Below are 22,270 nucleotides of genomic sequence, written 5' to 3' on the forward strand. Positions count from 1 at the left end.
CAAAGGCGCGATCCCAGCCGCGGACCGCACACCCTGTAACGAGGGGAAAGTTATGGGGCTACGAGCTTATGAACGCATTCACTCTTCTCAGTCAACTCCGTACACCCGGACGATTGTTGACGTGTCGTTTCGTCACCGGGGCCGTGGAGAGGTCCGCGGGTGCCGGGCGCTCCCGGCAGCCGCGGACCCTCCCGGTTCAGGAGGCGTCGATGAACCGGTCGAGGACGCGTACGCCGAACTTCAGACCGTCCAGCGGCACCCGCTCGTCCACGCCGTGGAACATCCCGGCGAAGTCGAGCTCCGGCGGCAGCTTGAGCGGGGCGAAGCCGAAGCAGCGGATGCCGAGGTCCGCGAAGGACTTGGCATCGGTGCCGGCCGAGAGCATGTACGGCACGGCCCGCGCGATCGGGTCCTCGGCCACCAGGGCCGTCTGCATGGCGTCGACGAGCGCCCCGTCGAAGGTGGTCTCCAGTGCCTTGTCGGCGTGCACGTCCTCGCGCCGGACCCGGGGCCCCAGGATGCGGTCGAGGTCCGCGAGGAACTCCTCCTCGTACCCCGGCAGGAAGCGGCCGTCGACGTGCGCGGTGGCCTGGCCCGGGATCACGTTGACCTTGTAGCCCGCGCCCAGCTGGGTGGGGTTGGCGGTGTTCTGGAGCGAGGCGCCGATGAGCTTGGCGATGCCGCCGAGCTTGGCCAGTGTCTCGTCCATGTTCTCCGGGTCGAGCTCGGTGCCGAGCGCGTCGCCGAGCTCGTCGAGGAAGTGCCGCAGCGTCTTGGTGACGCGCACCGGGAACTTGTGCCGCCCCAGCCGTCCGACCGCCTCGGACAGCTCGGTGATGGCGTTGTCCTTGTGGATCATCGAACCGTGTCCGGCGCTGCCGTCCACGGTCAGCTTCATCCAGTGCATGCCCTTCTGGGCGGTCTCCACGAGGTAGAGCCGCAGGTTCTCGTTGACGGTGAACGAGAAGCCGCCGACCTCGCTGATCGCCTCCGTCACGCCCTCGAAGAGGTCGGGGTGCTTGTCGACGAGGTAGCGGGCGCCGTAGGTGCCGCCCGCCTCCTCGTCGGCGAGGAAGGCGAGCACGATGTCGCGCGGGGGCCTGCGGCCGCTGCGCAGCCGGTCCCGTACGACCGCGAGGGTCATCGCGTCCATGTCCTTCATGTCGACCGCGCCGCGCCCCCAGACGCAGCCGTCGGCGATCTCGCCCGAGAACGGGTGGTGCGTCCAGTCGTCGGCGTTGGCCGGGACGACGTCGGTGTGGCCGTGGATGAGCAGCGCGGGCCGCGAGGGGTCCTCACCCTGGATCCGGGCCACCGTGGAGGCCCGGCCGGTGTGCGACTCGAAGATCTTCGGTTCGAGTCCCACCTCCGCGAGCTTCTCGGCCACGTACTCGGCCGCCGCCCGCTCGCCGGGGCCGGAGTGGTCCCCGTAGTTGCTGGTGTCGATCCTGATCAGGTCGCGACAGAGGTCGACGACCTCGTCCTCGCCGGTCACGCCCCGCACCGCCTTCGACTCGCTCACGCTGCTTCCTCCCGCTGCTGCCGCTGCCGCTCCGTCGATTCCCCCTCATCCTCCCCCGAGCGCCCCGCGCGCCCAAGGGCGGCGTCCCGTCGACATACGCCGTTCACGCAGGCCACGGGGGTGATCGAGCACCCCCAGATGTTTGCTATTGTTTTCCACGTCGGAACGGGCACGGCCCGCGAGACAGACACCTTGTCCGGGTGGCGGAATGGCAGACGCGCTAGCTTGAGGTGCTAGTGCCCTTTATCGGGCGTGGGGGTTCAAGTCCCCCCTCGGACACCACTTGAAAACCCCAGCTGAGCTGGGGTTTTCTTGTTTTTGTGAGACGTAGGTCAAAGATCCCGGCCGCCCCGCTCCCCCAGCGCGACGGCATCGACCCGGTACGGGTGCGGCTGCCCGCCGACCCGGAGGGCGCCTGGGGGACGGTCCAGGAGCACCTCGTGGAGCGGTTCCGGGGTGCGATCGGGGCCGCGCGGGTGGAGGAGATGGTGCGCGGCGGGCGGTTCCTGACCGTCGACGGGCCCGTGGACGGGACGCTGGCGTACCGGGCGGGGACGTACGTCTGGTTCCACCGCGACTTCGCCCCCGAGGTGCCCGTGCCGTTCGGGATCGGGATCGGGATCGTCCACCGCGACGAGCGGATCGTGGTCGTGGACAAGCCCCACTTCCTGGCCACCACGCCCCGGGGGCGGCACATCACCGAGACCGCCGTGGCCCGGCTGCGGCGCGAGCTCGCCCTGCCCGCGCTCCAGCCCGCGCACCGCCTGGACCGGCTGACCGCCGGTCTCGCCCTGTTCGTGGTGCGTCCCGAGGACCGGGGCGCGTACCAGAACCTCTTCGCCGAGCGGCGGGTGCGCAAGGAGTACGAGGCGGTCGCCCCGTACGAGGCGGGGGTGGCGCTGCCGGTGACCGTGCGCAGCCGGATCATCAAGGAGCGCGGGGTGATCGCGGCCCGGGAGGAGGCGGGCGAGCCGAACGCCGAGAGCCGGATCGAGCTGACCGGGCAGCGGGGCGGCCTCGGTCGCTACAGGCTGCTTCCGGCGACCGGCCGCACCCATCAGCTGCGCGTCCATATGAACGCCCTGGGGCTGCCGATCCTCAACGACCCGGTGTATCCGGTGGTGGCCGAGGAGCCCCGCCCGGACGACTTCAGCCGGCCGCTGCAACTGCTGGCGAAGGTGCTGGAGTTCACCGATCCGGTTGACGGGCGGGAGCGGCGGTTCACGAGCGGGCTGCGGCTGGCCGCCTGGGACGGGGACGGCCGGGGGCGGTAGAACGGGAGCGGGAGCGGCAGAGCGGGTGCGGCACGCGGCGACCACCGCGAACAGGCCCTCGCCGAGGTACCGCAGCGGAACGCCGCGCTCGCCCTTCCGCTGCGGTACCCGGCGGGACGAGGGACCTGGGCCCGTAAGAACGGGCCCAGGTCCTCGGGGGTGCGGCCGGACGGGTCGAAGGGCTCAGTGGCCGCGCCTGATCCACTCGTCCAGGTGGGGTGCCTCGGCGCCGATGGTCGTCGAGTCGCCGTGGCCCGTGCGGACGACCGTCTCGGGCGGCAGGGTCAGCAGCCGTTCGCGGATCGAGCCGACGATCGTCGGGAAGTGCGAGAAGGACCGCCCGGTCGCGCCCGGCCCCCCGGCGAACAGGGTGTCGCCGGTGAAGACGGTGCCCAGCTCGGGGGCGTACAGGCAGACCGCGCCGGGGGCGTGGCCGGGGGTGTGGACGACCTCCAGGCGCGTCCCGGCGACCGGCACGCTCTCGCCGTCGGCCAGTTCGCCGTCGGGGGCGCGGTCCGGGTGGGTGAGCTTCCACAGGGGCAGGTCATCGGGGTGCAGCAGGACCGGGGCGCCGGTGGCGGCCGAGAGCGCCGGGGCGGCGTCGATGTGGTCGTTGTGGGCGTGGGTGCACAGGATCGCGCGCAGGGTGCGCCCGCCCAGGGCGGCCAGGATCGCCTCGGCGTCGTGGGCGGCGTCGACGACCACCGCCTCCTCGTCGTCGCCCACGATCCAGACGTTGTTGTCGACGTCCCAGACGCCGCCGTCGAGGGCGAACGTGCCGGAGGTGACCAGGTGCTCGATACGGGCGGCCATCAGAACGCCACCACCGAGCGCAGCACATCGCCCTCGTGCATCCGCTCGAAGGCCTTCTCGACCTCGTCGAGGGCGATGGTCTCGGTGACGAAGGCGGCGAGGTCGATCCGGCCCTGCTGGTGCAGGTCGATCAGCACGGGGAAGTCCCGCGAGGGCAGGCAGTCGCCGTACCAGGAGGACTTGAGCGCGCCGCCGCGTCCGAAGACGTCGATCAGCGGCAGCTCCAGCTTCATGTCCGGGGTGGGCACGCCGACCAGGACGACGGTCCCGGCCAGGTCGCGGGCGTAGAAGGCCTGTTCGTAGGTCTCGGGGCGGCCGACCGCCTCGATGACGACATCGGCGCCGTAGCCGCCGGTGAGGGAGCGGATGGCCTCGACGGCGTCCGCGGTGAGGGAGTTGACGGTGTGGGTGGCGCCCATGGCCCGGGCGGTGGCCAGCTTGCGGTCGTCGATGTCGACGGCGACGATCTTCGACGCGCCCGCGAGCCGGGCGCCCACGATCGCCGCGTCCCCGACCCCGCCGCAGCCGATGACGGCGACCGAGTCGCCCCGGCCCACGTTGCCGGTGTTGAGGGCGGCGCCGATGCCCGCCATGACGCCGCAGCCAAGGAGGCCCGCCACGGCCGGGGAGACCGTCGGGTCGACCTTGGTGCACTGCCCGGCCGCGACCAGCGTCTTCTCGGCGAAGGCGCCGATGCCGAGCGCGGGAGTGAGCTCGGTGCCGTCGGTGAGGGTCATCTTCTGCTGGGCGTTGTGGGTGTTGAAGCAGTACTGGGGGCGCCCGCGCAGACAGGAGCGGCACTGGCCGCACACCGCGCGCCAGTTGAGGATCACGAAGTCGCCGGGGGCCACGTCGCTCACCCCGGCGCCGACCGACTCGACCACGCCGGCCGCCTCGTGGCCGAGCAGGAAGGGGAAGTCGTCGTTGATCGCGCCCTGCTTGTAGTGGAGGTCGGTGTGGCACACCCCGCACGCCTGGACCTTGACCACGGCCTCGCCCGGCCCCGGGTCCGGCACCACGATCGTCTCCACCCTCACGGGCTCGTTCCGCCCCGGCGCGATGACCCCTTGGACCTGCTGCGGCATACGTGGACTTCCTTTCTCGCACCGCCGGTACGCGTGGACGCGCACGGGCGGAGATGGGTACGGGCCCGACCTTGGCACGTTACCCGGCGCATGCCGGAGGGCGGCACCCCGCGCCGGGATGCCGCCCTCGTCGTACGCGCTGTTCGGCTACCGCTGCGCCGCGAGCTCCGTGACCCGCCTGCGGACCAGGAACCAGCCGCCGACCAGCATGCCCAGGATGACGGGCAGGCAGTAGACGGTGGTGCGGCCGACGCCGCCGCCGTACCACATCAGGTACAGGACCGTGGCGAGGAAGACCAGCGTGACGATCTGGGTGTACGGGGCCCAGGGCAGCCGGTAGGACGGGCGGGTGAGCAGGCCCTCCTGGGAGCGGCGCCAGAACAGCAGCGAGCAGACCATGATCATCGCCCAGGTGCCGAGGATGCCGATGGAGGCGAAGTTCAGCACGATCTCGAAGGCGTCGTCCGGCATCAGCTTGTTCAGGGCGACACCGGCGGCGCCGAAGGCGGCGGTCAGCAGGACACCGCCGTAGGGCACCTGGCCCTTGTTCATCCGGGCGGTGAACTTGGGCGCGGAACCCGCGACGGCCATCGAGCGCAGGATGCGGCCGGTGGAGTACAGGCCGGAGTTGAGGCTGGAGAGCGCGGCGGTCAGGACCACCAGGTTCATCACACCGGCCGCGCCCGGCACCCCGAGCTTGTCCAGGACGGTGACGAACGGGCTCTGGTCGCCCGAGTACGCGGTGTACGGCAGGATCAGCGCGAGCAGGACGACCGAGCCGACGTAGAAGACGCCGACGCGCCACATGATCGAGTTGATCGCCTTCGGCAGGATCTTCTGCGGGTTCTCGGTCTCGCCGGCCGCGACACCGCAGAGCTCGACCGAGGCGTACGCGAAGACGACGCCCTGGACGACCAGGAGCATCGGCAGGGTGCCCATCGGGAAGATGCCGCCGTGGTCGGTGATGTTGGCCAGGCCCGGGGTGTTGCCGTCGACGCTGTGCTGAGTGGCGACCAGGTAGATGCCCACCGCCATGAAGGCGACCAGGGCGGCCACCTTGACGATCGCGAACCAGAACTCCATCTCGCCGAAGTACTTCACCGAGATCAGGTTGGCGGTGAGGACCACGGCCAGGGCGATCAGGGCGAGGACCCACTGCGGGATGTCGCTGAACATCGCCCAGAAGTGGGCGTAGGTGGCGGCGGCCGTGATGTCGGCCACGGCGGTGGTCGACCAGTTCAGGAAGTACAGCCAGCCGGCCGTGTAGGCGCCCTTCTCGCCCATGAACTCACGGGCGTAGGAGACGAAGGCGCCGGAGGAGGGGCGGTAGAGCACGAGCTCGCCGAGGGCCCGGACCACGAAGAAGGCGAAGACGCCGCAGACCGCGTAGGCGATCGCGAGCGAGGGGCCCGCGCCCGCCATCCGGCCGCCGGCGCCGAGGAACAGCCCGGTGCCGATCGCGCCGCCGATGGCGATCATGTTGATGTGGCGGGACTTGAGGTCCTTGCTGTAACCGGCGTCACCGGCGTCGAAGTGGGGGGTGCCCTGCGTCTGCGCGGGCGCCGACGTCTCGGCCGCAGGCATGGTGCGGTCACTCATGTAGCTGTATCGCCTTCGTGAGGGGTCATACGGTCGTGCGATACCGGGCAGTGCCGGTGCCGTCCCGGCTGTGGCCGGTGATGCGGGGAGAGCGCTGTGGGGTCACCCGCGGCGTGGCTGATTCGGGACATCGTCGCGGCTCGACGGGGCATTTGGCAGTGGCCAATGTCACGTACGGGCAGATCTGTGATGAATCTGAGGTAAATCTGAGCTTTACGGGGCGAGAACGTCCAATTCCTTGAGGGCACCGACGGCGATCTCACGGGTGAGCCGCTCGGCCCGCTCCGCATCCCGCTCCCGGACCGCCTCGGCCACCTTCACGTGCAGGGTGACGGCCGCCGGATCGGGGTCCTCGAACATCACCTGGTGGTGGGTGCGGCCGGTCAGGACCTCGGCGACCACGTCGCCGAGCCTGGCGAACATCTCGTTGCCCGAGGCGTTCAGGACGATCCGGTGGAAGGCCACGTCGTGGACGAGGTAGCCCTCCAGCTGGCGCCCGCGCGAGGTGGCGACCATGCCGAGCGCCTGCTCGGTGAGGGCGGCGCACTGCTCGGGGGTGGCGTGGTGGGCGGCGAGCCCGGCGGCGACCGGCTCCACGGCCGAGCGCAGCACGGTCAGCGAGCGCAGCTGACGCGGCCGGTCGGATCCGGCCAGGCGCCAGCGGATGACCTGGGGGTCGTACACGTTCCACTGCTCGGTGGCCCGGACCGTGACCCCGACCCGGCGCCGGGACTCGACCAGCTGCATCGATTCCAGGACCCGGATCGCCTCGCGGATCACGGTGCGCGAGACGTCGAAGCGCTGGGCGAGCTCGTCGCCGCGCAGCACGCTGCCGGGCGGGTAGTCGCCTGCGGTGATCGCGCGGCCGAGGGTGTCGAGCACCTGTGCGTGCAGTCCCCGGGCCTGTGTGGTCATGGCCGTAAGGGTACGGGGCGGTGGAACCGGGACAGGACGGGCGCGTGGACCCGCCGAGCAGAAAAGTATTACTTATTTGTCACGGGGTCTTGAATACGTCGCACCTTTTGGGTTTCAGTAGCGCGACGGACGGATGGCCGGAAACGACCCCCGCCCGGACCACATCGATGTCGACGAAGACAGCGAGGCACCTATGAGCACCCCCCACGTCGTCGTGGTGATGGGCGTGGCCGGCACCGGCAAGACCACGATCGGCCCCCTGGTCGCCCGCGCCCTGGGCGTTCCGTACGCCGAGGGCGACGACTTCCACCCGCCGGCCAACGTCGCCAAGATGTCGGCCGGCGTCCCGCTGGAGGACGACGACCGGCTGCCCTGGCTCGACGCGATCGGGCGGTGGGCCCACGAACGGGCGGGCCTCGGCGGGGTGGTGAGCAGCAGCGCGCTCAAGCGCGCCTACCGCGACCGGCTGCGGGCCGCCGCCCCCGGCCTGGTCTTCCTGCACCTGACCGGCGACCGCGAGCTCATCGAGCGCCGGATGGGCGAGCGCCGGGGCCACTTCATGCCCACCGCGCTCCTCGACTCGCAGTTCGCCACGCTCCAGCCGCTCCAGCCGGACGAGGCGGGCGTCGCCGTCGATGTCGCCGGGACCCCAGAGGACATCACCGACCGGGCCGTCGCCGCGCTGCGCCGGCTCCCCGCGTAAGGACCACACCGTGACCAGTCCATGCGTCGAGATCCTGGCAGCGGGCGCGGCCGAGCCGATCACCTCGGCGGGCAACGCCCGGTTGGGGATCGCCGTACTCGCCGGCATCGCCGTCATCGTCCTGCTCATCACCCGGTTCAAGCTGCACGCCTTCCTCGCCCTGACCATCGGCTCGCTGGCACTGGGCGCCTTCGCGGGGGCACCCCTGGACAAGACGATCACCAGCTTCACCACGGGCCTGGGCAACACCGTCGCCGGTGTCGGGGTGCTCATCGCCCTCGGCGCGATCCTCGGCAAGCTGCTCGCCGACTCGGGCGGCGCGGACCAGATCGTCGACACGATCCTGGCCAGGGCCGGGAAGTCCGGCGGACGCGCGATGCCCTGGGCGATGGTGGTCATCGCCTCGATCATCGGGCTGCCGCTCTTCTTCGAGGTCGGGATCGTGCTGCTGATCCCGGTGGTGCTGCTCGTCGCCAAGCGCGGCAGCTACTCGCTCATGCGGATCGGCATCCCGGCGCTCGCCGGGCTCTCGGTGATGCACGGGCTGATCCCGCCGCACCCGGGCCCGCTGGTCGCCATCGACGCGGTGGGCGCCAACCTGGGCGTCACGCTCGCCCTCGGCGTCCTGGTCGCCGTCCCGACGGTGATCATCGCCGGTCCGGTCTTCTCCAGGTACGCCGCGCGCTGGGTCGACATCCCGGCGCCGGACCGGATGGTCCCCGCGCGCCCCTCGGAAGAGCTGAAGAAGCGGCCGAGCTTCGTCGCCACCGTCTGCACGGTGCTGCTGCCGGTCGTGCTGATGCTGGTCAAGGCCCTCGTCGACATCGTCGTCGACGATCCGGAGAACCACCTCCAGCGGGTCACCGACGTGATCGGCTCGCCGCTGATCGCGCTGCTCGCGGCCGTCCTCGTGGCGATCTTCACGCTGGGCCGGGCCGCCGGGTTCAGCAAGGAACGCGTCTCCACCACGGTCGAGAAGTCGCTCGCCCCGATCGCGGGCATCCTGATGATCGTCGGCGCGGGCGGCGGCTTCAAGCAGACGCTGATCGACGTGGGCGTGGGACAGATGATCCTGGACATCTCCAAGGACTGGTCCATCCCCGCGCTGCTGCTCGCCTGGCTGATCGCGGTCGCGATCCGCCTCGCGACCGGCTCGGCGACGGTGGCGACCATCTCCGCCGCCGGTCTGGTGGCCCCGCTGGCCGCCGACATGTCGACCGGGCACACGGCCCTGCTCGTCCTCGCGGTCGGCGCCGGCTCGCTCTTCTTCAGCCATGTCAACGACGCCGGGTTCTGGCTGGTGAAGGAGTACTTCGGGATGGACGTCGGCCAGACGGTGAAGACCTGGTCGGTGATGGAGACAATCATCTCGGTGGTGGCCCTGGGCTTCGTCCTGCTGCTGTCCCTGGTGATCTAGCGGTCGACGGGGCCGTCGGGCACCGGCGGCCCCGGACACCAGGGGCCGCCGCGCACCGTCACCGTTTGGCCGGATCCGGGCTACGCCCGGGTGCCGCGTGCCGCCTTCTCCAGGCGGAAGGCCTCGTTGCCCTGGCCGATGCGGGCGTGCGCCTCGGGGCGCACCGCCCGGACGACCAGGCCGTACGCCACCCCGCCCACGAGGGCCAGCGCGATGATCGAGGGCAGCAGCCAGCTGAGCGAGGAGCCCGGGCCCGCGCCGACGAGGACGTCGAAGTCCTTGACCGTGTAGAGCGCGATGACGAGGAGCGCGACCCCGGCGATGCCGGAGGCGAGCAGCCGCCAGAGCTGGGCGCCTGCCGCGCCCCGGCGGACGAAGAAGGCGATGACGGCGAAGGAGGCGGCGGCCATCAGCACGATCACACCGAGCGCGCCCACGTTGCCCATCCAGGTGAACAGGTGCAGCACGGCGGCGGTCGGGTCGCCGGTGGGCCTGTCGTCGGCGACCGCGAAGGCGACGACGACCACCAGCGAGATCACGCTCTGGAGGAGGGAGCCGGAGCCGGGGGCTCCGCTGGTGTGGTTGGTCCGGCCGAACGCGGCGGGCAGCAGCCCCTCGCGGCCCATGGCGAAGACGTACCGGCCGACGACGTTGTGGAAGCTGAGCAGGGCGGCGAACATGCCGGTGACGAAGAGGACGTGCAGGACGTCGGTGAAGGTGGTGCCGAGCCGGTCCTCGGTGAGCCCGAACAGCAGCCCGGGCCCGTCCTCGCGGGCCGCGTCGACGATGCCGTCGGGGCCGGTGGCGACGGTGAGCGCCCAGGAGCTGAGCGCGAAGAACACGGCGGTGAAGCCGACGGCCAGGAACATCACGCGCGAGACGACCAGGTGCGGGCGGCTGGTCTCCTCCGCGTACACCGGCGCCTGCTCGAAGCCGGTGAAGGCGGCGATGCAGAAGCACAGGGCGGTGCCGATGCCCGCGCCGGAGAGGGTGGAGGGATTGAACGCGTGCAGCGACAGGCCCTCCTTGGCGGGGTCGGTCACGGCCGCGAAGTCGAAGACGACGACCAGCGCGACCTCGATGACGAGCAGCACGCCGAGCACCTTGGCGTTGAGGTCGATCTTCAGCCAGGCGAGCACACCGACCAGCACGACGGCCGCCAGCGCCGGGATCCACCAGGCGAGTTCGGTGTCGAGGTAGGTGGCGAAGAGGCTGGAGACCTCGAAGCCGAACATGCCGTAGATACCGACCTGGAGCGTGCTGTAGGCGACCAGCGCCACGAAGGCGGCGCCCGCCCCGGCGGTGGGGCCCAGGCCCCTGGCTATGTACGCGTAGAAGGCGCCGGCGTTGTGGACGTGGCGGCTCATCTCCGCGTACCCGAAGCTGAACAGGACCAGGACGGCGCCGAGGATGAGGAAGAGCAGGGGCTGGCCGACGATGCCCATCACGCCGTACGTGGTGGGCATGACACCGGCGACCACCATCAGCGGGGCACTGGCGGCGAGCACCGAAAGGAGCAGGCCCGGGGTGCCGAGCCGGTCGGCGCGCAGGGCTCTCTCCTGCCCCTTGTACGTACGGATCTCATCGGTGTCGGTCGACATGGCGGGGGGTGCCCTTTCGGTGGGACGCGGGGGGGGGTGCCGAGCGGGTGGTGCCGTGGAGCCGTGGTGCCGTGGAGCCGTGGTGCCGTGGAGCCGTGGTGCCGTGGAGCCGTGGTGCCGTGAGAGGTGCGGTGGAGCCGGGCCGTGCTAGGCCGTGCCGAGTGCGGCGCTGCGGGCGGCCTGGAAGGCGCGGTAGGGGTCCCGGTCCGGGTAGGACCAGGGGGCGGGGGTGAAGTGCCGGCCGATGCGGTGGAAGAGGGCGGCGGCCTCGGCGGGGCGGCCCTCGCAGTGCTTGGCGTGGGCGAGGAAGTTCAGGTCGACCCCGGCCCGGGGGTGGTCCTCGCGCTCCCACTCCAGCCACCAGTCGAAGGCGGACTTGATCACCTGGCGGGCGCGGCGGCCGGTCCAGTGCTCGGAGGCGACCGGGTCGGACGGAGCGGCGCCCTGGGCGGCCAGCACCCGGTACCGCTCGGCGTGGGCCACCAGCGGGAGCAGGGCGAGCGGGGAGTCGGCGGGGGCGCGGGCCGCGCCGGCGGCGGCGAAGGCGTACACCTCGTGCATCGGGTCGGGGCCGTCGCCCGGGCGGTGCTCGGCGAGCCGGGCGGCCATCAGGTGGTGGGCGTGGTGGTGGTCGGGGTGGCGGGAGCACACCTCGGCGAAGATCTGCTCGGTCTCGTTGTCCGAGCCGTGGCGGCGGGAGAGGGCGAGCAGGGCGAGCCACGGGGTGGGGTCGGCGGGGGCGAGCCGGGCCGCCTCCAGACAGGCGTCGCGGGCGCGGTCCCTGTCGCGGTCCTTGTCGCCCTTGCCGTTCAGGCAGCGCGAGACGAGGGCGCAGGCGTAGAGCGCGGCGGCGTCCGCGCTGTCCGGCTCCGCGAGCAGCCACTCCCGGGCCCAGGCGGCTGTGGTGGCGGGCTCGCCGAGGACGGTGAGGCGGTGGCCGCGGCGGTCCCAGTCGTCGCCGGTCGCACCCAGCAGCGAGCGGACCCTGGTCCACCGCCCCTGTGCCAACTGGGCGCGTACGTCGACGAGTTCGGCGTCGTCGAGCGCCGGGTCGAAGGCTCGTCCGCCGCGTTTGCGGGGGCGGCCGAGCGGGGGCGGGGGCGGCATCCGCGTACATCCCGGAGGTGGTTGGTGTGGTGCGGGTGTGAGGGGTGGGGCTGGTGTGGTCGGTGACAGGGTGATCGCGGACAGCAAAGCGGTACCCAAGGCTCCACGTCAAGGTCGGGTGGGGCTGCTTCGGGGTTCAACTTGCCGGGGGTCTTGGGGGGTTGCCAGGGCTCACGGGGGGTTGCCGGGGGGGGGCCGCCCCGCCCCGCCCCTCCCTCGACCCTCCGGGGTGGGTGAGGGTGCTTTCCCGGGCACAGCTGGGGTTGGCCGCGCCCCCGGACCCCGGAGCGGGGGCTCGCGCCCCCCGCGCCCCGCTTGCGGGGCCTGCGGCCCCCGCACCCCGCTTCGTGCTCGTCCGCGGGCCGGTGGGGGCTGGTCGCGCAGTTCCCCGCGCCCCTGAAGGCTGGGGCTGGGCCGGGTTCTGTGTCTGCGGCGGAATTTCCCGGGGGCACCCTGCCGGGCGCCTGGGCGCTCCGGTCGCGGGCGGAGCGCCCAGCAGTTCCCCGCACCCCTGAAACCTGTGGCTGAGCCGGGTTCCGCCTCTGCGGCGGAGTACCTCAGGGGCGCGGGGAACTGCGCGACCAGCCCCCACCGGATCGCAGACGACTCCGAAAACGGGTCCGGGGCGGCGCACCCGGGGGGTGCTCGGGAGGCGTACAGGGCCCCGGAGCGCTATCGTCGAGCAAGTTCACCCACCCCGGCCGCACTTGAAGGTGTCCCTCGTGTCGGTTCTCGTCCTCGCTCTCGCCGTGGGCGCGGCCTGCTGTCTGGGCTTCGGGTTCGTGCTCCAGCAGGACGCCGCCCAGCACGCCCCGCTGAGCGACTTCCTCTCGCCGCGACTGCTGCTGGACCTCGTCCGGGTGCCCCGCTGGCTCGCCGGGATGGGGCTGATGATCGCCGGGATGGTGCTGGGGGCGCTCGCGCTGGGCCAGGGCGAGGTCTCCCAGGTGGAGCCGCTCCTGGCCACCAACCTCTTCTTCGCCATGGCCCTGTCCCGCTGGCAGACCCGACAGAGCCTGGGCCGCCAGGGCTGGGCGGGTCTCACCCTGCTCGCGGGCGGGGTGACCGCCTTCATGGTGGCGGGCCAGCCGGTCGGCGGCGACGACGTGGCCGGACCCCTGCGGCACTGGCTGATCGTCGGGATCGTCGTGGGGCTCGCGCTCCTGCTCACCGTCTTCGCCCAGCGCTCCCGCCTCAGCGCCGGCCCCACCCTGCTGGCCGTCGCCGCCGGGTCGCTCTACGGCCTCCAGGACGCCCTCACCCGGGTCAGCGGTGAACGCTTCCGGGCCGACGGCTTCGCCCAGATGATGACGGGCTGGCACCCGTACGGGGTGCTGGTGCTCGGCGTGAGCGGCCTGATCCTCGTGCAGAGCGCCTTCGAGACCGCCCCGCTGCGGATGTCGCTGCCCGCCCTCACCGCAGCCCAGCCGCTCGCCGGAATCGCCTGCGGCGTCGGCTTCCTCGGCGACGAGCTGCGCACCGACGCGGCGGCCCTCGCCTGGGAGGTGTGCGGGCTCGCCGCCATCGTCGCCGGGATCATCCTGCTCGGTCTGCACCCGGCGATGCCGTCGGGCACCGGGGCCAAGGAGCCCGCCCGCGACCTCCAGCCGCGCTGAGCCCCGGCCCGGTGGTTGGATACGCCCTATGAGCGTCCCTCCCGCCTCCCCCTCCCCCGCTCCCTCTCCCTCCGATTCCCCGGATCCCTCCGACGAGATCATCGATGTCGTCGACGAGCACGACCGCGTCGTCGGCCGGGTCACGCGCGGCGAGGCGTACGCCCGGGGGCTGCGCCACCGCTGCGTCTTCGTCCTGGCCCGGGACGCCGAGGACCGGATCTTCGTACACCGGCGCACCGCGACCAAGCTGGTCTTCCCCTCCCTGTACGACGTGTTCGTGGGCGGGGTCGTCGGCGCGGGCGAGAGCTACGACGACGCCGCGCTGCGCGAGGCGGAGGAGGAGCTCGGGGTGTCCGGGCTGCCCCGGCCCGTACCGCTGTTCCGGTTTCTCTACGAGGGCGGGGCCGACGGGCGGCAGACATGGTGGTCGGCCGTCTACGAGGTGCGCTGCACCCTGCCGGTGCGGCCACAGGCGGAGGAGGTCGCCTGGCACGCCTTCCTGCCCGAGGCCGAGGTGGAGCGGCGCCTGGAGGAGTGGGAGTGGGTGCCGGACGGGCTCGACGCGTACCGCAGACTGCGCGCGCACCGGGCCGGATGATCCACCGCGGGTAGTGTGCCGATGTGATCAGCATCGCGCAGACCCTGCGGCTGTGGTTCGCACCCGAGCGGATCGGCGAGGAGGGCGAGACCCCGGACTACCGGTTCTCGCTCGCCAACGAGCGCACGTTCCTGGCCTGGATCCGGACGTCGCTCGCCCTGGTCGGCGGTGGTTTCGCGGTCGACCAGTTCCTTCCGGACCTGCGCCGGGGCGTACGGGCCGGGCTCGCCCTCGCCCTGCTGGCGGCCGGGGTGCTGTGCGCGCTGCGGGCCGTGAACCACTGGGTGCGGTGCGAGCGGGCGATGCGGCGCGGCGAGGACCTGCCCGTCTCCCGCTTCCCCACCCTGCTGAGCGTGGCGGTGGCGGCGGTCGCCCTGGTCATGGTGGTGGTCGTCGTCTTCGGCTGGGCCGGGTGACGGGCGCCGTCGGCCGGGACCCGGGCCTCCAGCCCGAGCGGACCCGGCTCGCCTGGCGCCGCACCACGCTGTCCTGCACGGTGGCGGCGGTCCTGGCGGCCAAGCAGGCCCTGCACGCCGGCGGGACGGCTCTCGGACCGGTCGCCGTGGCCCTGAGCGGCCTGGTGTGGCTCGGCTTCCTGGTGGTGGCCCACCGGCGCATCCAGTCCCTGACCCGCTCCAGCCGTCCTGGGGTGCTGCGGCGCCGCGAGGCGGTCGCGGCGGTGGCGTGCGTGGCGGCGCTGGCGGTGTTCGCGGTGGCCGTACTGCTCTGAGCGTGCCGCCCCGAACGGGCCACGGCCAAGGCGCCGTCACCGTCCGCGTCGCGCAGGCGCGGCCGGGTCCCACGCACTAGCGTGGATGGCAAGCGATCTCCAGAGGTGAACGTCATGACCGTCCGCCACGAGGAACACCCCGCCCTCCACCAGCACGCGCACGGCCCCGCCTGCGGGCACCGGGCCGTGCCGCACGGGGACCACACCGACTACGCACACGACGGCCACCTGCACCGCGAGCACTCGGGGCACTGGGACGAGTGCGAGCCCGCCGGGCACGTCGCCCACGACGGGCACGCGCATGAACACGGCGTCGGCTGCGGCCATCACTCGGTGGTGCACGGCGACCATCTGGACTATGTGCACGACGGCCACCGGCACGCCGAGCACGAGGGCCACTGGGACGACCACTGAGCGGTGACCCCCTCGGTAGGGGTACCGATCCGGCTTCGGCGTCTGGACGACATACCGACTGGTCGGTAGCGTGTCTGTGACACGATCGCCGTTCCCGGAGGTATCCCGCCATGAGCACCGTCCCGCCAGGCCTCGACCCGGAACGGCTGCGCGCCCATCTCGACAGCGCGCGGCCGGGGCTCGTGAACGGGCCGCTGAGCGCCCGCCTCGTCGAGGGCGGCCGGTCGAACCTGACGTACGTCGTGACCGACGGCACCGGTCGGTGGGTGGTCCGCAGGCCCCCGCTGGGCCATGTGCTGGCCACCGCGCACGACATGAAGCGCGAGCACCGGGTGATCAGCGCGCTGCACCCGACCTCCGTCCCGGTGCCGGAGCCGTTGCTGCTGTGCGAGGACGACTCGGTGCTCGGGGCGCCGTTCTACGTCATGGAGTACGTGGCCGGGACCCCGTACCGCACGGCGGAGCAGTTGGCTCCGCTGGGCCCGGAGCGCACCAGGGCCGCGCTCCTCGGTCTGGTCGACACACTGGTGGAGCTGCACGCGGTGGACCCCGAGGCGGTCGGCCTCGGGGACTTCGGGCGCCCCGAGGGCTTCCTCGACCGCCAGCTGCGCCGCTGGGGCAAGCAGCTCGACGCCTCCCGCAACCGGGAGCTGGCCGGGATCGACGAGCTGCACGCGGCGCTCGGCCGCAGCCTCCCCGTCTCCCCCGCGCCGACCGTCATCCACGGCGACTACCGGCTCGACAACGTCCTGGTCGGGGACGACGACGAGATCAAGGCGGTCCTCGACTGGGAGATGTCGACGCTCGGGGACCCGCTGACCGATCTCGGGCTGCTGGTGATGTACAGCGCCGAGATCAAGGTGAAGGACTCCCCCGTCTCCACCACCGCCGGGGCCGCCGGACACCCCGCCCCCGCCGAGCTGATCGAGCGGTACGCCGCCCGCTCGGGCCGGGACACCTCGGCCATCTCCTGGTACACGGCGTTCGCCTGGTTCAAGCTCGCCGTGATCCTGGAGGGCATCCACTACCGCTACACCCTGGGCCAGACCGTCGGCGCGGGCTTCGACCGCATCGGGGACCTGGTCCCGGTCTTCATCGACCACGGCCTCACCACCCTCCAGTCACCGCAGGAAGGCTGAACTCCCGCCATGGACTTCGCATTCGACGCACCCACGCAGGAGCTGCGCGCCAAGCTCCTCACCTTCATGGAGCAGTACGTCTACCCCGCCGAGACCACCGCGCACGAGCAGCGTCTGCTCCTGAAGTCGCCGTGGGAGACGCCCGCCGTGGTGGAGGAGCTGAAGGCCGAGGCCCGCAGCCGGGGGCTGTGGAACCTGTTCCTGCCCGACGCCGAGCACGGCGCGGGGCTCACCAACCTCCAGTACGCGCCGCTCGCCGAGATCACCGGCCGCTCCCCGCACCTGGCGCCGACCGCCCTGAACTGCGCGGCGCCGGACACCGGGAACATGGAGGTGCTCGCCCAGTTCGGCACGGACGAGCAGAAGAAGCGGTGGCTGGAGCCGCTGCTCGCCGGGGAGATCCGCTCCGCGTTCGCGATGACCGAGCCGGAGGTGGCCTCCTCGGACGCCACCAACATCGAGACCCGGATCGCGCGCGAGGGCGGCCACTACGTCGTCACGGGCCGCAAGTGGTACATCTCCGGGGCGATGAACCCCGACTGCAAGATCTTCATCGTCATGGGCAAGACCGACCCGGACAACGAGGACGTCCGCCGCCAGCAGTCGATGGTGCTGGTGCCGCGCGACACCCCGGGTGTCGAGGTCCGCCGCGCGATGCAGGTGTACGGCTACGAGGACCACTCCCACGGCGGCCACGCCGAGGTCGTCTTCCACGGCGCGCGGGTGCCGGTGGAGAACCTGGTGGGCGAGGAGGGCGGCGGCTTCGCCATCGCCCAGGCGCGGCTCGGCCCCGGCCGGATCCACCACTGCATGCGGCTGATCGGGATGGCCGAGCGGGCCATCGAGTTGATGTGCCGGCGCGCGGCGGCCCGTACCGCGTTCGGCCGGCCGATCGCCCAGCAGGGCGTGGTGCAGGAGTGGATCGCGGACGCGCGCGTGGCGGTGGAGCAGTTGCGGCTGCTGGTCCTGAAGACCGCCTGGCTGATGGACACCGTGGGCAACAAGGGCGCCCACACCGAGATCCAGGCCATCAAGATCGCCACGCCCCGGACGGTCCTCGACATCATCGACAAGGCCGTCCAGGTGCACGGCGCGGGCGGCGTCGGCCAGGACTTCCCGCTGGCCGAGCTGTGGGCCTCCGCGCGCACCCTGCGCATCGCGGACGGCCCCGACGAGGTCCACCAGCGCTCGCTGGCCCGCCGGGAGCTGAAGAAGTACCTGTGAGACCCGCCCCGGTCAGGGGCGCAGGGCTCGCAGCAGCAGGTCGGCGAGGTGGTCGGCGACCTGCTGCGGGGTGAGCGGGCCGTCCGGCCGGTACCAGGTGGACAGGTGGTGGACCGACCCGAAGTGGTAGTCCACCACCAGGTCGGCCGGGGTGGCCGTGGAGAAGACCCCGGCCGCCTGGCCCTCCTCGATCAGCGCCCGGAACCGCTCGTGGTAGCGGCGCCGCTCGACCCGTACCTGCTTGTTCTTCTCGGGGCTGAGGTGGTGCATCGAGCGGAAGAAGATGGAGGCGTCGTCGAGGTTGTCGATGGTGGTGACCACCACGTCGGCGGCCGCGTCGCGCAGCCTCCGCTCGACGGGCGCGTCCGCGTCCGCGAAGGCGTCGAGCCGCTCCTGCTGGAGGCGCAGCACGCGCGCGTACACCTCCTGGAGCAGGTCCTCCTTGGAGCCGAAGTAGTGGTAAAGCGCCCCCTTGGTGACGCCCGCCGCCTCGACGATCTCCTGGACCGAGGTCCTGTCGTACCCGTTCTCGGCGAAGAGGCGGGTGGCGGCGGCGAGCAGCCTCTGGGGGACGGGGGTGCCGCTTCCGTCCGTCGTCCTGGCCATGCCGTCGCCGCCTCTCACGTGGTTCAACCGTCCTACCGGCGCTTTCGCGCCGTTCTAGTGGCGGGAACGCAGTTCCCGCCTCAGGATCTTCCCACTCGCCGTCTTGGGAAGCTCCGCGAGGACCTCGACCTGCCGTGGATATTTGTACGCCGCCAGCCGCTCCTCGCAGTACGCGGAGAGCTCGGCGGGCGTCGCCCCGGCGCCGGGGCGCAGGCTCACGTACGCCTTGACGTTCTCGCCCCGGTAGGGGTCGGGGACCCCGACGACGGCCGCCTCGCGGACCGCTGGGTGGCCGTAGAGCACGTCCTCGACCTCGCGCGGCCACACCTTGAAGCCGGACGCGTTGATCATGTCCTTCTTGCGGTCGACGACGTAGAGCCAGCCGTCGCGGTCCATGAACCCGATGTCGCCGGTGCGCAGTTCGCCGTCGGGGAAGGTCTCGGCGGTGGCCTCGGGGCGGCGCCAGTAGCCGGGCACCACCTGCGGGCCGCGCACCACGATCTCGCCCTGCTCGCCGAGCTCCACCTCCTCGCCGTCCTCACCGACGATCCGTACGACCGTGTCCGGGCCGGGCAGTCCTACCGAGAGCGTGCCCGAGACCGGGTCCACCGGCGCCTCCCGCTCGGGCGGCACCGAGGCGCAGGGCGCGGTGCACTCGGTCAGCCCGTAGCCGTTGCGCAGATACGGGCCGAAGGCGTCCCGGAACTTCTCCACCAGCGCGGGCGGCACCGGCGCGCCGCCGGAGGAGATCACCCGGAAGGAGTCGAAGTGCTCGCGGGTGACGCCGGGGGCCGCCGCGAGCGCCATGAAGGCGGTGGAGGGGCCGACCGTGTAGGCGGGCCGGTGCTCGGCGAAGGCGTCGAGGACCACGCCGGGGTGGAAGCGGTAGGCCAGGACCAGCGTGCCCGCGTTGGCGACGCACGCGGCGAGCTGGCAGACCATGCCGGTGATGTGGAAGAGCGGGGCCAGCGCGAAGTAGGCGGCGCCCTCGGGTATCGGATGGCCGGTGCGCTGGCGCTCGGCGTTGTAGGTGATGCCCCGGTGGGTGTTCATGGCGCCCTTGGGGGTGCCGCTGGTCCCGGAGGTGTAGCTGATCAGCGCCGTGGCGTCGGGGGCGGGTCCGCGGCCGTCCGGGGCGGGCAGCCCCTGCCGCGCGACGGCCAGCAGGTCGTCGGTGTCGGCGGGGCAGGGCAGCCGCTCGAAGGCGAGCACGCGCTCGTCGTCGCGGCTCTGGAGGTCCAGCTCGCAGGCGGTCAGCGCGATCCGGACGGAGGAGGCCGCCGCGGTGTCCCGCAGATACGCCTCCCACGCCCGGTCCGAGCAGATCAGCGCGGTGGCCTCGGAGTCGTCCAGGACGTGCCCGACCTCGGCCGACTTGTACATCGGGTTGAGCGGGACCACGGTCGCGCCCGCCTTCCACGCCCCGAGCAGCGCGATCACGAAGTGCGGGGTGTTCTGGAGCATGATCGCGACCCGGTCGCCGCTCCCCAGGCCCCGGGCGGCGAGGTGGCCGGCCACGGAGTCGGAGAGGGCGTCGGTCTCGCGGTAGGTGAGCCGCCCGTCGAAGTAGGCGAGGGCGGTGCGGTCGGGGGCGCGCAGGGCGGCGGCCCGGAAGGCGTGCACCACGCTCGCGGGCGGGCTCACCGGTGCCCGCTGGGCCTCGGTGAGCTGCCCGAGCCAGGGCCTGGCCGCGTACGGAGAGCTCATGCGCCGTTCGCCTCCCACTTCTGCTGGAGATGGTTCATGGAGGTGAGCCAGCGATCCGGGTCGCCCGCCCGGGCGCCGTAGAAGCCGGCCACCTCCGGGTGCGGCAGTACCAGGAACCGCTCCTCGGCCATCGCCGTGAAGAGCGCGTCGGCCACGGCCGCGGGCTCGATGGCGGTCGGCGCGAGGACCAGGTCCCCGGCCGAGCCGGTGGCGGCCAGCATGTCGGTGCGTACGCCCTGCGGGCAGATCGCGTGGACCTTGACCCCCCGGTGGCGGTAGGTGAGCGAGAGCCACTCGGCGAAGGCGAGGGCGCCGTGCTTGGTGACGCTGTACGGGGCCGCGCCGATCATGGTGAGCAGCCCGGCGGCCGACACCGTGGAGACGAACCGGCCACCGCCGCGCTCCAGCCACTCGGGCAGCAGCTCGCGGGCGGCGCGCACGTGCGCCATCACGTTCACGTCCCAGGCGGCCGCCCAGACGTCCTCGGGGGCGGCCTCGGAACCGCCGGAGCCCAGGCCCGCGTTGGCGCAGTAGACGTCGATCCGCCCGCCCAGCGCCTCGCGGGCGAGCGGGACGACGTCCGAGGCGTCGCCGGGGACGGCGATCGCGCCGATCTCCTCGGCCGTCCCGCGGGCCTTCTCCCCGTCGAGGTCGTTGACGACGACGCGGGCGCCCTCCGCCGCGAATCTGCGCGCGAGCGCGGCGCCTATGCCGCCGCCCGCCCCGGTGACCACTACTGCCGCGCCCTGGACGTCGCTCTCCGAACCCATCGGGAATCCGCCTCTCCACCTGTCGACCGATGAGCAGACTAACCAGTCGGTATGTACGGACGGAAGGGGCTGTCGCCAACCGTTGCGTGCGGCTCGTTCCCCGCCGCCCGCCCGCGCGCTACCGTGCCTGGCCATGACACCGCGCGCGACCGGGGCCGGGGAGGCACGCCAATGAGCCTGTCGAGACGGGGAGTGCTGGCGGGGACGGGAGCCGCGGCGGCGGGCGCGGCGGTCCTGGGCGCGGCCCCCGCCCGCCACGACCACCCCGCCCCCGTGCGGACCGGCTTCGACCGGCTGGCCGCCGACGGGTACCGGGCGCTGGAGGGCCGCGGGGTCGGCGTGGTCACCAACCCGACCGGTGTGACGGCCGGCGTCCGGCACATCGTGGACGTGATGCACGCGGACCCGCGCGTCCGCCTGACCGCGGTCTTCGGACCCGAGCACGGCTTCCGGGGCACGGCCCAGGCGGGCGGCTCCGAGGGGCGTCACGACGACCCGGCGACGGGGCTGCCGGTGTACGACACGTACGGCGTCAGCGGCCAGGCGCTCGCCGCCGTCTTCACGGCCTCCGGCGTGGACACGGTCGTCTTCGACATCCAGGACGTGGGGGCGCGCTTCTACACGTACATCTGGACGCTCTACGACTGCATGGCGGCCGCCGCCCTCGCCGGGAAGCGGTTCGTGGTCCTGGACCGGCCGAACCCGGTGACCGGGCGGGCGGCGAGCGGGCCCGTGCTGGACAAGGCGTTCGCGACGTTCGTCGGGCGCGAACCAATCGCGCAGGCGCACGGGATGACGGTGGGCGAGCTGGCGCGGCTCTTCGACGCCGAGTTCCTGGGCGGGCGCGTGGGGGTGCGGACGGTGACCATGACGGGCTGGCGGCGGGAGGACTTCTACGACTCCACCGGGCTGCCGTGGGTACCGCCGAGCCCCAACATGCCGACCCCCGACACGGCCCTCGTCTACGCGGGCACCTGCCTGTTCGAGGGCACCAACCTCTCCGAGGGGCGCGGCACCACCCGCCCGTTCGAACTGCTCGGCGCCGAGGGGATCGACGCCCGCTGGGCCGCCGCCGCGAACGCGGCGGACCTTCCCGGGGTCCGCTTCCGCGAGGCGTACTTCACGCCCGCCTTCTCCAAGTTCCAGGGGAAGACGGTCGGCGGCGTCCAGCTCCACGTCCACGACCGCCGCTCGTTCGACCCGGTGCGCACCGGGGTGGCGCTCCTGGTGACGGCGAAGAGGGCGTGGAGCGGCTTCGCCTGGCGGCCGGACCACTGGATCGACAAGCTCACCGGATCGGCGACGGTACGCACCCTCATCGATGCCGGCGCGGACACCGACGACGTGGTGGAGGCGTGGCAGAGCGGGCTCGCGGCCTTCCGCGCGACCCGGGCGCGGTATCTGCTCTACCGGTGAGGTCCCGGGGGAAA

Annotated in this window: 21 protein-coding genes and 1 tRNA gene; 12 read left to right on the forward strand and 10 right to left on the reverse strand. The window is 72.4% G+C overall.

Annotation, left to right across the window (positions count from 1 at the left end; translation table 11 throughout):
• Nucleotides 1-196: 196 nt before the first annotated feature.
• The gene (locus ACZ4MU_RS15840; RefSeq protein ID WP_467876082.1) at nt 197-1,522 is read right to left on the reverse strand and encodes a M20/M25/M40 family metallo-hydrolase; all 1,326 of its coding nucleotides are present in this window, start codon (nt 1,520-1,522) and stop codon (nt 197-199) included.
• Nucleotides 1,523-1,716: 194 nt separating this feature from the next.
• Here ACZ4MU_RS15840 and ACZ4MU_RS15845 point away from each other — a divergent pair.
• Nucleotides 1,717-1,804: transfer RNA gene (locus ACZ4MU_RS15845), tRNA-Leu, on the forward strand.
• A 38-nt stretch (nt 1,805-1,842) separates the two neighbouring features.
• On the forward strand, nt 1,843-2,796 hold the full coding sequence (locus ACZ4MU_RS15850) for a pseudouridine synthase (protein ID WP_467876084.1): 954 nt from the start codon (nt 1,843-1,845) through the stop codon (nt 2,794-2,796).
• A gap of 183 nt (nt 2,797-2,979) precedes the next feature.
• Here ACZ4MU_RS15850 and ACZ4MU_RS15855 read toward each other — a convergent pair whose 3' ends face one another.
• The 4 genes from ACZ4MU_RS15855 to ACZ4MU_RS15870 all read right to left on the reverse strand — a co-directional run bounded on the left by ACZ4MU_RS15855 (nt 2,980) and on the right by ACZ4MU_RS15870 (nt 7,208).
• Nucleotides 2,980-3,609 carry an MBL fold metallo-hydrolase gene (locus ACZ4MU_RS15855; RefSeq protein ID WP_467876087.1) on the reverse strand — a complete coding sequence of 210 codons (630 nt, stop codon included), beginning with the start codon at nt 3,607-3,609 and terminating at the stop codon, nt 2,980-2,982.
• Nucleotides 3,609-4,694 (reverse strand): S-(hydroxymethyl)mycothiol dehydrogenase, encoded by a 1,086-nt coding sequence (locus ACZ4MU_RS15860; RefSeq protein ID WP_467876089.1) that lies wholly within the window; start codon nt 4,692-4,694, stop codon nt 3,609-3,611. Before ACZ4MU_RS15860 ends, ACZ4MU_RS15855 begins: the two co-directional genes overlap by 1 nt.
• Nucleotides 4,695-4,841: 147 nt before the next feature.
• Entirely contained in the window at nt 4,842-6,293 is a 1,452-nt protein-coding gene (locus ACZ4MU_RS15865; RefSeq protein WP_467876092.1) for an amino acid permease, read from the reverse strand.
• A gap of 213 nt (nt 6,294-6,506) precedes the next feature.
• On the reverse strand, nt 6,507-7,208 hold the full coding sequence (locus ACZ4MU_RS15870) for a FadR/GntR family transcriptional regulator (RefSeq protein WP_467876094.1): 702 nt from the start codon (nt 7,206-7,208) through the stop codon (nt 6,507-6,509).
• A 193-nt stretch (nt 7,209-7,401) separates the two neighbouring features.
• On the opposite strand from ACZ4MU_RS15870, the gene ACZ4MU_RS15875 reads away from it, so the two are divergent.
• Both ACZ4MU_RS15875 and ACZ4MU_RS15880 read left to right on the forward strand, forming a co-directional pair.
• Nucleotides 7,402-7,911: a gluconokinase gene (locus ACZ4MU_RS15875; protein ID WP_467876097.1), complete on the forward strand. Its 510-nt coding sequence runs from the start codon at nt 7,402-7,404 to the stop codon at nt 7,909-7,911.
• A 10-nt stretch (nt 7,912-7,921) separates the two neighbouring features.
• Nucleotides 7,922-9,328, forward strand: coding sequence for a GntT/GntP/DsdX family permease (locus tag ACZ4MU_RS15880; protein ID WP_467876100.1), 1,407 nt, complete (start codon nt 7,922-7,924; stop codon nt 9,326-9,328).
• Nucleotides 9,329-9,408: 80 nt separating this feature from the next.
• Here the strand turns inward: ACZ4MU_RS15880 and ACZ4MU_RS15885 are convergent, their stop codons facing one another.
• Both ACZ4MU_RS15885 and ACZ4MU_RS15890 read right to left on the reverse strand, forming a co-directional pair.
• Nucleotides 9,409-10,929, reverse strand: a complete 1,521-nt coding sequence (locus tag ACZ4MU_RS15885) for an APC family permease (RefSeq protein ID WP_467876103.1) — start codon at nt 10,927-10,929, stop codon at nt 9,409-9,411.
• 147 nt (nt 10,930-11,076) lie between these two features.
• Nucleotides 11,077-12,036 (reverse strand): hypothetical protein, encoded by a 960-nt coding sequence (locus ACZ4MU_RS15890; protein ID WP_467876105.1) that lies wholly within the window; start codon nt 12,034-12,036, stop codon nt 11,077-11,079.
• Between the two features lie 722 nt (nt 12,037-12,758).
• On the opposite strand from ACZ4MU_RS15890, the gene ACZ4MU_RS15895 reads away from it, so the two are divergent.
• The 7 genes from ACZ4MU_RS15895 to ACZ4MU_RS15925 all read left to right on the forward strand — a co-directional run bounded on the left by ACZ4MU_RS15895 (nt 12,759) and on the right by ACZ4MU_RS15925 (nt 17,757).
• The gene (locus ACZ4MU_RS15895) at nt 12,759-13,652 is read left to right on the forward strand and encodes a DMT family transporter (RefSeq protein WP_467876107.1); all 894 of its coding nucleotides are present in this window, start codon (nt 12,759-12,761) and stop codon (nt 13,650-13,652) included.
• Nucleotides 13,653-13,680: 28 nt separating this feature from the next.
• Nucleotides 13,681-14,250 (forward strand): NUDIX hydrolase, encoded by a 570-nt coding sequence (locus tag ACZ4MU_RS15900; protein WP_467876110.1) that lies wholly within the window; start codon nt 13,681-13,683, stop codon nt 14,248-14,250.
• 23 nt (nt 14,251-14,273) lie between these two features.
• Entirely contained in the window at nt 14,274-14,666 is a 393-nt protein-coding gene (locus tag ACZ4MU_RS15905; protein WP_467876113.1) for a YidH family protein, read from the forward strand.
• A complete protein-coding gene (locus ACZ4MU_RS15910; RefSeq protein WP_467876116.1) occupies nt 14,663-14,980 on the forward strand; it encodes a DUF202 domain-containing protein in 318 nt (105 codons plus the stop codon). The genes ACZ4MU_RS15905 and ACZ4MU_RS15910 overlap by 4 nt, the downstream gene beginning before the upstream one ends.
• A gap of 114 nt (nt 14,981-15,094) precedes the next feature.
• Nucleotides 15,095-15,394 carry a hypothetical protein gene (locus ACZ4MU_RS15915; RefSeq protein WP_467876118.1) on the forward strand — a complete coding sequence of 100 codons (300 nt, stop codon included), beginning with the start codon at nt 15,095-15,097 and terminating at the stop codon, nt 15,392-15,394.
• A 110-nt stretch (nt 15,395-15,504) separates the two neighbouring features.
• Nucleotides 15,505-16,533 carry a phosphotransferase family protein gene (locus ACZ4MU_RS15920; protein WP_467876121.1) on the forward strand — a complete coding sequence of 343 codons (1,029 nt, stop codon included), beginning with the start codon at nt 15,505-15,507 and terminating at the stop codon, nt 16,531-16,533.
• Between the two features lie 9 nt (nt 16,534-16,542).
• Nucleotides 16,543-17,757 (forward strand): acyl-CoA dehydrogenase family protein, encoded by a 1,215-nt coding sequence (locus tag ACZ4MU_RS15925; RefSeq protein ID WP_467876124.1) that lies wholly within the window; start codon nt 16,543-16,545, stop codon nt 17,755-17,757.
• A gap of 12 nt (nt 17,758-17,769) precedes the next feature.
• Here ACZ4MU_RS15925 and ACZ4MU_RS15930 read toward each other — a convergent pair whose 3' ends face one another.
• The 3 genes from ACZ4MU_RS15930 to ACZ4MU_RS15940 are packed head-to-tail and all read right to left on the reverse strand — an operon-like array spanning nt 17,770 to nt 20,840.
• Nucleotides 17,770-18,363 (reverse strand): TetR/AcrR family transcriptional regulator, encoded by a 594-nt coding sequence (locus ACZ4MU_RS15930; protein WP_358835900.1) that lies wholly within the window; start codon nt 18,361-18,363, stop codon nt 17,770-17,772.
• A 54-nt stretch (nt 18,364-18,417) separates the two neighbouring features.
• The gene (locus ACZ4MU_RS15935; protein ID WP_467876127.1) at nt 18,418-20,070 is read right to left on the reverse strand and encodes a class I adenylate-forming enzyme family protein; all 1,653 of its coding nucleotides are present in this window, start codon (nt 20,068-20,070) and stop codon (nt 18,418-18,420) included.
• Complete coding sequence (locus tag ACZ4MU_RS15940; RefSeq protein ID WP_467876130.1) at nt 20,067-20,840, reverse strand: SDR family oxidoreductase; 774 nt, start codon at nt 20,838-20,840, stop codon at nt 20,067-20,069. Before ACZ4MU_RS15940 ends, ACZ4MU_RS15935 begins: the two co-directional genes overlap by 4 nt.
• 171 nt (nt 20,841-21,011) lie before the next feature.
• On the opposite strand from ACZ4MU_RS15940, the gene ACZ4MU_RS15945 reads away from it, so the two are divergent.
• The gene (locus tag ACZ4MU_RS15945) at nt 21,012-22,256 is read left to right on the forward strand and encodes an exo-beta-N-acetylmuramidase NamZ family protein (protein ID WP_467876132.1); all 1,245 of its coding nucleotides are present in this window, start codon (nt 21,012-21,014) and stop codon (nt 22,254-22,256) included.
• Nucleotides 22,257-22,270 lie beyond the last annotated feature (14 nt).

It is taken from the genome of Streptomyces sp. NPDC026377 (assembly GCF_055567715.1).